13 protein-coding genes and 1 other RNA gene are annotated in these 9,205 nt (G+C 44.2%); 3 read left to right on the top strand and 11 right to left on the bottom strand.

Annotated features, from left to right (window positions below; translation table 11 throughout):
* Positions 1–821: 821 nt before the first annotated feature.
* The 9 genes from Q0200_RS02655 to Q0200_RS02615 form a co-directional block, all read right to left on the bottom strand.
* Positions 822–1,064, bottom strand: a complete 243-nt coding sequence (locus Q0200_RS02655; protein ID WP_297937407.1) for a hypothetical protein — start codon at positions 1,062–1,064, stop codon at positions 822–824.
* The gene (locus Q0200_RS02650; RefSeq protein WP_297937404.1) at positions 1,061–1,291 is read right to left on the bottom strand and encodes a hypothetical protein; all 231 of its coding nucleotides are present in this window, start codon (positions 1,289–1,291) and stop codon (positions 1,061–1,063) included. Before Q0200_RS02650 ends, Q0200_RS02655 begins: the two co-directional genes overlap by 4 nt.
* Positions 1,288–1,746 carry a hypothetical protein gene (locus Q0200_RS02645; RefSeq protein ID WP_297937401.1) on the bottom strand — a complete coding sequence of 153 codons (459 nt, stop codon included), beginning with the start codon at positions 1,744–1,746 and terminating at the stop codon, positions 1,288–1,290. Before Q0200_RS02645 ends, Q0200_RS02650 begins: the two co-directional genes overlap by 4 nt.
* A gap of 1 nt (position 1,747) precedes the next feature.
* Positions 1,748–1,939: a helix-turn-helix domain-containing protein gene (locus Q0200_RS02640; protein WP_297937399.1), complete on the bottom strand. Its 192-nt coding sequence runs from the start codon at positions 1,937–1,939 to the stop codon at positions 1,748–1,750.
* 260 nt (positions 1,940–2,199) lie between these two features.
* Positions 2,200–2,844, bottom strand: a complete 645-nt coding sequence (locus Q0200_RS02635) for a hypothetical protein (protein WP_297937396.1) — start codon at positions 2,842–2,844, stop codon at positions 2,200–2,202.
* Positions 2,845–3,435, bottom strand: a complete 591-nt coding sequence (locus Q0200_RS02630; protein ID WP_297937393.1) for a site-specific integrase — start codon at positions 3,433–3,435, stop codon at positions 2,845–2,847.
* A complete protein-coding gene (locus tag Q0200_RS02625) occupies positions 3,384–4,061 on the bottom strand; it encodes an integrase arm-type DNA-binding domain-containing protein (RefSeq protein WP_297937390.1) in 678 nt (225 codons plus the stop codon). Before Q0200_RS02625 ends, Q0200_RS02630 begins: the two co-directional genes overlap by 52 nt.
* 217 nt (positions 4,062–4,278) lie before the next feature.
* Positions 4,279–4,636: a transfer-messenger RNA gene (ssrA, locus tag Q0200_RS02620) on the bottom strand.
* Between the two features lie 66 nt (positions 4,637–4,702).
* The gene (locus Q0200_RS02615; protein ID WP_297937387.1) at positions 4,703–5,110 is read right to left on the bottom strand and encodes an Hpt domain-containing protein; all 408 of its coding nucleotides are present in this window, start codon (positions 5,108–5,110) and stop codon (positions 4,703–4,705) included.
* 83 nt (positions 5,111–5,193) lie between these two features.
* Between Q0200_RS02615 and panB the strand changes: the two genes are divergently transcribed.
* Positions 5,194–5,997, top strand: coding sequence for a 3-methyl-2-oxobutanoate hydroxymethyltransferase (gene panB, locus Q0200_RS02610; protein WP_297937384.1), 804 nt, complete (start codon positions 5,194–5,196; stop codon positions 5,995–5,997).
* 287 nt (positions 5,998–6,284) lie between these two features.
* Positions 6,285–7,172 carry a tetratricopeptide repeat protein gene (locus Q0200_RS02605; protein WP_297937382.1) on the top strand — a complete coding sequence of 296 codons (888 nt, stop codon included), beginning with the start codon at positions 6,285–6,287 and terminating at the stop codon, positions 7,170–7,172.
* Here Q0200_RS02605 and Q0200_RS02600 read toward each other — a convergent pair.
* Complete coding sequence (locus Q0200_RS02600; protein ID WP_297937380.1) at positions 7,169–7,369, bottom strand: hypothetical protein; 201 nt, start codon at positions 7,367–7,369, stop codon at positions 7,169–7,171. The genes Q0200_RS02605 and Q0200_RS02600 overlap by 4 nt on opposite strands.
* A 138-nt stretch (positions 7,370–7,507) precedes the next feature.
* On the opposite strand from Q0200_RS02600, the gene ruvB reads away from it, so the two are divergent.
* Complete coding sequence (gene ruvB, locus Q0200_RS02595; RefSeq protein WP_297937378.1) at positions 7,508–8,527, top strand: Holliday junction branch migration DNA helicase RuvB; 1,020 nt, start codon at positions 7,508–7,510, stop codon at positions 8,525–8,527.
* 57 nt (positions 8,528–8,584) lie between these two features.
* Here the strand turns inward: ruvB and Q0200_RS02590 are convergent, their stop codons facing one another.
* Complete coding sequence (locus Q0200_RS02590; protein ID WP_297937376.1) at positions 8,585–9,070, bottom strand: hypothetical protein; 486 nt, start codon at positions 9,068–9,070, stop codon at positions 8,585–8,587.
* Positions 9,071–9,205: the final 135 nt, after the last annotated feature.

Genomic DNA, 9,205 nt, shown 5'->3' with positions numbered 1-9,205 from the left:
ATCAACTTTAAAGGCATAATGATAATTTTTTTGATATGAGCTCGCAAGGCGTTAGTAGAGGGCACGTGCCCAAATTTTTCTCCGTGAAACATTATTGGGAGACAGGTAATGGGGCAGCGACAACAAGCGCGGACGATAGCGTAGTATGGGCAGGCAACGCGCGATATTGGGGGGCAATAATAGCGCGGGGCATTCCGCGTACGAGGCGACCGACGTAGCCGCCCGCGCTTCCCAAAAATAAAAACGAAAATCGGCGCAAACGAGCGTTTATTTTCCCAGCCTATGGGAAACGCGGCAGAGCCAAGCGCATCCTAGCAAGCCCTATCCCGGGAAGCGGGGGGCGTTGTGCGTAGGTAACCACGTTAAAAATCGGCGAAATTTTGATAGCAAAAAAGTCAAAAAATCGGCAAATTTTTGCTATTTTATTTTTGTGGGTCGCGGTATAATATTGCCCCTCCGCTAATACGTTTTAAATATCCAAAGGGCGGTTACTGCCGTTTAGGATAAAATGGCTCGCAAAGCCCTTGAGTAAAATCGTCTGCGGAGTTTCGGTTAATTTAAAGCCTAGCGTGAGAATGCTTTTTTGTCCAAAAAGTTTGCTTTGCGTTACCTGTTGCATTTTGCAACAGATAGAAATGTATGTTATTTTGATATTCCCTCTCCCGCGCCTTTTGTTTTTTAGGAAACTCGCGCGTATGGTGTCTATGGCTATGCTAGGCGTTTCAGCTAGTATTTGGGTAATTTGAGGTAGTATTTCCACGTTTTAACATCCAAAGGGCGGTTAAACTTCGCTTGGCTTGACCGCCCTAAAATTCTTTGATTTATGCTACTTTAACGCCTCGCGCTTTTAGCCACTCAATAGCCTTTTTTCTTTGCTCATCGTCTTTAAAATAGGCTATTTTGTAGCCTTGCCCGTCGTGCCATTTACGGCTAATAATGCCTGCGCGCTCTAGCTGTATCAAATAAACGTTTTGGTTGCTAGCCGTGATATTGCACGCCCTTATCGGTTCATCTCTTGCTATCATCTTTTTTAAAATTTGCTTTTTTACCGTCTGCGCTCTCATCGGTTATCCTCCTCTCTTATGCCTGCTTTTATTTCTAGCTCTTTTATGCTCCTACTCTGCGTCTGCACGATGTGAAATAAATCATAAGCGCAATCTAGCAAAGGTTGGGCGACGCCGTCTAAGCTCGCCACTTTGTAAGCGTGCAAATGCTTTTTAAAAGCCTTTAGCATAACCTCATCGCTTGCGCTAAAGCAAAGTTTGCTAGGTGTAAATACTAGCTTATTCATCGTGCGCTCCTATTGACAAAAAAGATTTCTATTAGCCGTCGGTTCTCGTCTCGTAATGCGTTTAGCTCTCTTGCCTGCTCGGTCAAAGCGCAAAACAAATCAAAGGCTACGGGCTTAAAATTTGCCGTATCGTCTCCGCTTTGCTCGTCTTGTAAATGTTTGAGATAAATATCGGGGTAGCACTCTTTTAGCATTTTTACGTAAAGTTCGGGCGCACTTTTTATCTCTTTGCACTCTCGCGCTATTTGGCCGATACTCTTTTGATTTAGCTCCGTTTCGCGCTCCTCGAATAAATCAAAGGCTACGCAAAGGGCTTTAATCACGCCTTCGCGATACTCGCTTCGCTCCTGCTCGTCCGTCTGCGCGTAAATCGCCTTAATCTCGGGGTATTTGGATAAACGGGCATAAAAACGCCCGTATAGCCTCGCTTCGTTATCGTCTTTAAGCGCTTTCATCTTACGCGCTCCTATCTTGTAAATAGGCGTCTAGCTCGCTCTTTAAAAAGCGTATTGTGCGTCCGGTTAAGCGTTTAGGCTTCGGGAAATCGTCGCGTTTCATAAAACGCCATAACGTAGCTGTCGAAATGCCTAAATACTGCGCCGTTTCTTTCGGGCTTAGCGTGTTGTTCTTTATGATTAATGGGTTCATAATAAAAACTCCTTACTAGTGATATTATTTATCCGCGTGCGCACTTGAATAAATATGGGGAAAATTATCGCGGGTTTTAGAGAAAAGCGCAAAGGTATTTTTTTCCTAAAGTATCGGGTATTTTTGAGATTTTGGAGTAAAATTGTTAAAAAAGTGAATACATTAAAATGGAGTAAAGCCCCTAAAATAGGGGCGTGTAGTGTCTTAGGAAAATTTTCCCTAATCGTCCGTTTCAGTCTCTTTTATGCCTAAATGTTTTATTATTTTCCCCGCCAATGCCTTGTCTTTTTTTCGGTGCTACTTAACGAGAGTTGATAAATTTCGGCTAGTCTCAATATACGGCTTTTAAAATTTTCTTTGATACTTGCTATTTTCGTGCTTGTGTTGTATCTATTCGCTGTATCTTGAAATTCTTTAAAATATTCGTCCGCTGCTTCTTTTAGCTCCATTAACGCATAAGCCGCGCGGTATTCTGCGCCCTCTCCGCTTGGGTCAAATGTAAAATAGCTTCTTTCTAAATATTGCGCCTCTAGTGCCATTTTTAAAAAATCTATCCCCTTAAGATAGTTTTCATATCTTAATACGTCGTAGGGCTTGGTTTGCGCCTTTTTATGAAAACACTCTTGAAAAAAAGAATAAAAGATATTACACATCTCTTTTTTAGAAGTCTCGTGAAATAAGAAAATATGATAAGGCGCAAAATCCGCCGCCGAAAAACTAATATCTGTTTTTCCGTCCGTAATGTCGTCTAAAAGGTTTTTGATCCCCATTTTTGTGCCGTCACACTCGACATCAAATTTTAAATAGTTACCGTTTGTGTCAAAGAAAAAATGATTTTGAAGTTCGCCTATTACCTCCGTCCCTTTTTTGATTTTATCTTGCGTGGCTTCGCCTATTGCCGCCATTCATTCCCCTTTCACTTCGTCCAGATAGTCGCTCCACCACTGCATAAGCTCGGCGCGCTCGTCCAGTCTTTGGCTTCTATCGTAGATTGACTTTATTTTATTTCGCTCTCTGTGGTCTAGGCAAAGCTCTATTATTTCCGCGTCTTTGCCGTGTCGTTTGATATTTTCGTTTAGCAGCGTCGAGGCGGTCGCCCTTAGTCCGTGAAAAGCCGTTTCATCGCCGAAACCTAGCCGTTTAAGCGCGTAGTTGAGCGTATTTTCGCTTAGAGGCTTTAGGCTCGTTATGTCGCTAGGAAATACGAAATCGCCCCGCCTTATCTCGTATTGAGATTTTAAAAGCTCTTTTACTTGCCTGCTTAACGGCACGGCGAAGTCCGCGCCCATTTTCATATCGCTAGCGGGAAATACGATGAGGTCTTTATCAAAGCTCACGTATCGCCATTTTAGCCCCCTGACGTTCGCGCTACGTAAAAAGGTATGCGCGCCGAATACTAACGCCTGCTTTGCGCTATTTGAGCCTCTAAAGCCGTCAAACGCCCTTAAAGCTCGCCTAGCCTCTTGGGGTCGGTTATCGCCCTGTAATTCTCGCATTTTGAGGTTTTAAAGGTATCGGTAAAGATTATGTCGCGCGTCGGGTTATGTTCAATGTAGCCTTTATTAACGGCTAGGTCTAAAATCTTACGAAGTAGCCTAAACGTGCGTTTACTCGTATCGTGACTTATGCCCTTTTTGGCTTCGGTCTCTTGTATGCGCTCGATGACCTGCGCGTAGTCTCTGCGCGCTAGCGTTCTAACGTCGCCGTTTTTTAGATAGGGCATAAGGTAGTTATTTATCCGTCCCGTTTCTCTGCTTAGCGATGAGGTATTTTTAGCCCGCTCTTTTTCTACCCACTCGCGCGCCACGTCCGCAAATTTAACCGCCTTTTGAGCTATCACGGCTTTTTTGATGTCCTCGCCTCTCTCTTTTAGTCTTTTTAGCTCGGTCGCTTTGGCTCTTGCTTCGGCTAGCGTAATACTCGGATATTTGCCTATGATGATTTGATTAGTTTTGCGCTCGGCGTCGGCGTATCTAAAAATAAACGTTTTGCTTACGCCGTTTTTGGTCTGCGTCGCATAAACATAAAGGTATGGAGTGGAAATATCCTTAATCCACTCTCTAGCCTTGCCGTCTTTTAATGCGTATGCTTTTAGTTGGCTATCTTTTGCAAATGTCGCCATTTTCTCGCCTTTTCGGGTTCTTTTAAAAGTGGGCTAGGGTTCGTTAGCTCTTAAAATCTCCGTTTTGGTATTAGCTAAGATGACGATTTTTAGAGCATAACACGATTTAGCCGTTTTGAGTGTGTAAAAATTTAGCGTTTTACTCTTGCGCACTCAAAAACACACTTATTTTCTTGAAAATGTATAATATTGTATGAAATCTTGTAAAATTGATAAATGGTGGAAGCGAGGGGGATCGAACCCCTGTCCAAAAACAAACCGATCGCAGCCTCTACACGCTTAGCAAAAGTGAAAATTTCATCTAAAAGGGCTCACTTTCCAAAACCTTATTTTAGACTAAGACAAGATTTCGGCTAGCAGCTCGTCAGGCTGCCAACCTACGCTAGCTGGGGTTACTCGCCGCCGTCTTAGCTAGTATCGGACTAGGCGAGGCTCAACTGAACTTACGCAGCTTTAGCGTAAGCAGGAGCGTAGTTAACGTTGTTTGCGTTTAAATTTATTTGAGCTTTTTACGCTTTGCTCAAAGCGACGTGCCACCGTGACCGCTCTGCTCCTGTCGAAGCCAAGTCGCTCCCGTAAGAATATGCTAAATTTAGCCTTATTTTAAAGATTATAGATTATATTATTTTTTGTATTTTTTGTCAAACGTCTAGTTTTTGCGGTATTTTTACGATATTTGCATCTAAGGGGCTGAAAAACTCGGCATCGTTTTCAATATCGTTTTTGTATCTACTAAATTGGTCACTCAGTAAAAGTAACCAGTCCACAAAGTCTTCATTTGCCGGCCCTTGTAAATCCCTTGCTTCGCCGCAAATTTCCTCTGCTAATGTAGTTAACTTTAGTATAGGATCAAGTCTCATGAAGCCTGCTGCGGATTTAATATTATGAAAAATTCTAAAAAGTTCACTAATATTGCTACCGTATCTATCGTGCCTGGCTAGGCTTATGATTAGCGGCTCCATTAAATCGCACATCAAAGTATAATGCGATAAAAACTCCTCTACTATGTCGTATGAGTAGTCTATTTCGAGGCTTTTTAGTATTCCCATTGAGTTTCCTTAAATTTGTTATCAGTATTCTAACATTTTTTGATAAAATTAAAAATAAAATATCAAAACAGCGGAGGAAATTTATGCCTAAAAGTGATAAAAAAGTTACGGTTTATGATATAATTAATAAAAAGGACGTTCAGCCCATAGTTATGATCACGGCTTATGACGCTCTTTTTGCGCGGCTTTTTGATGATTGTGCCGATATTATCCTAGTTGGCGATAGTCTAAATATGAGTTTTAACGGCAAAAAAGATACGTTAAGTCTAAAAATGAGTGACGCGCTTTATCATGTTAAAGCTGTTTTGCAGGGTGCAAAGCGCGCTTTTGTAGTCGCGGATATGCCCTTTGGTAGCTATCAGGATGAAAAATCTGCGTTAAAAAACGCGACGAAATTTATCAAAGCAGGCGCGGACGCCGTCAAATTTGAAGGCGGCTTAAAGGCCGCTCCTATCGTAAAAAGGCTCGTTGGCGAGGGTATAAACGTGATGGCTCACATCGGACTCATGCCCCAGTTTGTGCGAAACGAAGGCGGCTACAAGATAAAAGGACGCAGCGAGGCCGACGAAGCGCGCTTGATCGAGGAGGCAAAGGCGCTTGAGAGCGCTGGAGCGTTTTCGACCGTGGTCGAGGGCACGCTAAGTGCGGTTGCGGCAAAGGTCGCAAAGAGCGTGCAAATGCCTATCATCGGTATCGGCGCAGGTGCCGACGTAGACGGACAGGTGCTCGTCTGGAGTGATATGCTCGGCTTTTTTGACGAGTTTAAGCCAAAATTCGTCAAGCGCTATCTTGACGGTGCAAATTTAGTACGAACGGCGGTAGAAGCCTACGCTCGCGAAGTTAGAGAAAAGACGTTTCCAAGCGAGGAGTTTGAGTATCAAATTTAGCTTGTTTTGAGCGAATCTAGCCTGCACGGCAAATTTGATAACTCGCTAAACGATGGCAAATTTAGGCTTTTGGCGTTAAATTTGAGTTCTCATGTTTTTATCGTTGGTTGTTAAATTTGGCGCGTAAATTTACGATTCAGCTTGAAAGCGCAAAATTCAAGCAGGTAAATTTGCGCCACAAATTTAAGCCGCAAGGCCGAGGACGGATTTTACCAAGCGCGTTACGGGTAGGTCACTTAAATTTGATGATTAAAGCAGTACTGGACGTAAAAATGAGGAGTAAATTTTTGAAAATCTTATTTATTTTAGTGGCATTTCTTGGCTCGCTAATGGCCTCAAATCCGAATTTTGGACTAGGTATCGATAGCCTGGGCGAGCAAAACGAGCAAGCACAGAACGAGAAGCGGTTTTACAAGCGTGAGGAGGCCGCGAGACAGGCTATCGAAAATGCCGACTATGACGCAGCTTTTAAGATTTTATCGCCGCTTTGCGAGGAGGGTGGCGCGATGAGCTGCGCAGCGCTGGGCAGTATGCATTTTAGCGGGCTAGGAGCCGAGAAAAGCAACGAAAAAGCCGAGCTTTTCTTTGAAAAATCGTGTGAGCTGGGAAACGGCACGGGCTGCTTTGATCTAGCGCTTTTAAACGTCAAGGAAATTTTCGGTCCCAAAGATGAAAATAAAATATTTCGCCTCTACGAAAAAGGCTGCAAGCTGGGCTCTGAGGCGGCTTGCAACAACCTCGGCCTCATCTACGAATCGCAAAACGATCTCAAAAAATCCGTAAATTTGTACGCCAAAGCGTGCAGGAAATTTGACGGCGCGGGCTGCTACAACTACGGCAGGATGATGCATGAGGGGCTGGGCGCGGAGCGCGATCTAGCAAGCGCGCACAAGGCCTTTGACACCTCGTGCTACATGAAAAATGCGCTTGGCTGCTATGCTCTTGGCTACGTTTACGAGCACGCGCAGGGCGTGGAGTTCACGATTTATGACGCCTACGACGGATATTCGCGTGCTTGCAAGCTCGGCAACGACGACGGCTGTAGGGCTCTGGGCTTTGAAAACTACGAGAAAAATATCGAAATTTACGAAAAATTCGAGTCTATCGCGGAGGGTTGTAAATTTGGCAACGATAGCGACTGCAAGCTTTTAAAGGCTAGGATAGCGGAGTTTTAGGCTCGGGCTGATTTTTGACGACACTCGGTGATTTTCACGTCAAATTTAATCTGATTTTTGAGATTTATCAGCTTCGGCGAGGCGGATAAATTCGAGGCTTTGAGTTTTGCATGCAGGGTAAAATTTGCTTTTTGCGGTTTTAAAACCCTGACCTTTGCGGCATAAAATTTGGCGTCGCGTTTTAAAAATAAATTCATTTTCTCTCAAATTTAATTGCACCGTTTTTTTTAAATTTAGCTCCGAATGCGAAGCCTGGTTTCAAGCGAGCCCAAAGCCAAAACTTACCCAAAATTTTGTAAAATGCGGCAAATTTACGAAAAACAGAGCCGAAAAAAATGGATAGAATAGTCGAAATAGAAAAAATAAGCTTTGAGAACGATTTTGAAGTGTCGCTGCGCCCAACGCGCTTTGAGGATTACATCGGACAGGAAAAGATCAAGCAAAATTTAGGCGTCTTTATAAAGGCTGCCAAAAAGCGCGGCGAGTGTCTAGACCACGTGCTTTTCTACGGGCCTCCGGGCCTTGGTAAGACGACTCTGGCGCACATCATCGCAAACGAAATGGGCGTGAGCATCAAGATGACGGCCGCACCCATGATAGAAAAAAGCGGCGATCTAGCGGCGGTGCTAACCAATCTCCAAGAGGGCGACGTGCTCTTTATCGACGAGATACACCGCCTAAGTCCCGCGATCGAGGAGGTGCTCTATCCTGCGATGGAGGACTTTCGCCTAGATATCATCATCGGCTCGGGGCCTGCGGCGCAGACCATCAAAATCGACCTGCCTAAATTTACGCTCATCGGCGCTACGACGCGCGCGGGAATGATCTCGGCACCCCTGCGAGATAGATTCGGGATGGATTTTAGGCTGCAGTTTTACACCAGAGAGGAGCTGGCTCGTATCGTGCAGATCGCCTCGGTAAAGCTTGGCAAAGAGTGCAAAAAAGCCGCCGCTCTCGAGGTCGCCGCTCGCTCGCGCGCCACGCCTAGGATCGCGCTACGGCTGCTAAAGCGCATACGAGACTTCGCCGAGGTAAACGACGAAGCCGTTATCTCGCAACCTCGCGCCAAAGAGGCTCTGGACGCGCTTGGCGTAAACGATATCGGCTTTGACGAGATGGATATCAAGTACCTAGAAATCCTGCTCGCCGCCAAACGCCGCCCGATGGGTCTAAGCACGATCGCGGCAGCTCTAAGCGAGGACGAGGGCACGGTCGAGGACGTGATCGAGCCCTATCTGCTCGCTAACGGCTACATCGAGCGCACCGCTAAAGGCAGGCTAGCTAGCGCAAAAGCCTACGAGGTGTTTAAGCTCAAATTTGACGGCGATACGCAAAAGGGATTGTTTGAGGAGTAGGGGAGCATTATTTAAAAACGGGAGAAAAAGACTTGCAAGAAATGCAAGTCTTAAAGTTTACCACCTAAACAGCCATTCTCCGTTTGCTTGCTTGATTGCTTGCAGAGTGTTATAGTTAGCTATCTCTTCACTATCTGGCGCCATAAAAACTACGGTAAATCTAAAAGCATTTTTTGCTATAGGTTTTATGTCGGTTACACGTAAAAGTTCGGCACACTCGGCTTTAGTATAACGAAAAGTACTCATGTTAGAAGTTCCTTTTGTCATGCGCGGTGCTTTACCGACTTCCATGTATTTATTATTTTTTTGCCAATTATAGCATGCCATATTGGATAAAAACTCTTGTAGTCTAGGCTTGGCGCTTTCAAACTGCTCTCTAAAATCTTTTGGAGCTTGAGTATTCGCCAGCGCGTTACTCACGGATGGAAGCACGGTTGTTGTACTGCTTTGGTAGTTTCTATCTGATGCCTTTGGTAAATTTGGCATAGTGCAACCACCGAGAATAGTGGCAATTAGTGCAAAAGATGCGATTTTAGTTTTCATTTACTCTCCTTAAAATAAAATTTAAGTATAAAATCTATTCAGTTAAAAATCGCTTAATTTTAAATATTCAGCAAATTTATCAAATATGTCTAAAATTTGGCTAAAAAGTCGGTATGTCATCTTGCTATAAACTTT

Source organism: uncultured Campylobacter sp., assembly GCF_938045225.1.
GTDB lineage: Bacteria > Campylobacterota > Campylobacteria > Campylobacterales > Campylobacteraceae > Campylobacter_A.
The sequence above is the reverse complement of the archived record's forward strand: the minus strand, read 5'-3'. Positions and strand labels throughout refer to the sequence as shown.

Bases quoted from the DNA above. Each gene is read 5' to 3' on its own strand.
- Q0200_RS02640 (WP_297937399.1), bottom strand. From the start codon at position 1,939: ATGAACCCATTAATCATAAAGAACAACACGCTAAGCCCGAAAGAAACG.
- Q0200_RS02590 (WP_297937376.1), bottom strand. From the start codon at position 9,070: ATGAAAACTAAAATCGCATCTTTTGCACTAATTGCCACTATTCTCGGT.
- Q0200_RS02600 (WP_297937380.1), bottom strand. From the start codon at position 7,369: ATGAATTTATTTTTAAAACGCGACGCCAAATTTTATGCCGCAAAGGTC.
- Q0200_RS02615 (WP_297937387.1), bottom strand. From the start codon at position 5,110: ATGGGAATACTAAAAAGCCTCGAAATAGACTACTCATACGACATAGTA.
- panB (WP_297937384.1), top strand. From the start codon at position 5,194: ATGCCTAAAAGTGATAAAAAAGTTACGGTTTATGATATAATTAATAAA.
- Q0200_RS02635 (WP_297937396.1), bottom strand. From the start codon at position 2,844: ATGGCGGCAATAGGCGAAGCCACGCAAGATAAAATCAAAAAAGGGACG.
- Q0200_RS02655 (WP_297937407.1), bottom strand. From the start codon at position 1,064: ATGAGAGCGCAGACGGTAAAAAAGCAAATTTTAAAAAAGATGATAGCA.
- ruvB (WP_297937378.1), top strand. From the start codon at position 7,508: ATGGATAGAATAGTCGAAATAGAAAAAATAAGCTTTGAGAACGATTTT.
- Q0200_RS02630 (WP_297937393.1), bottom strand. From the start codon at position 3,435: ATGCGAGAATTACAGGGCGATAACCGACCCCAAGAGGCTAGGCGAGCT.
- Q0200_RS02645 (WP_297937401.1), bottom strand. From the start codon at position 1,746: ATGAAAGCGCTTAAAGACGATAACGAAGCGAGGCTATACGGGCGTTTT.
- Q0200_RS02650 (WP_297937404.1), bottom strand. From the start codon at position 1,291: ATGAATAAGCTAGTATTTACACCTAGCAAACTTTGCTTTAGCGCAAGC.
- Q0200_RS02625 (WP_297937390.1), bottom strand. From the start codon at position 4,061: ATGGCGACATTTGCAAAAGATAGCCAACTAAAAGCATACGCATTAAAA.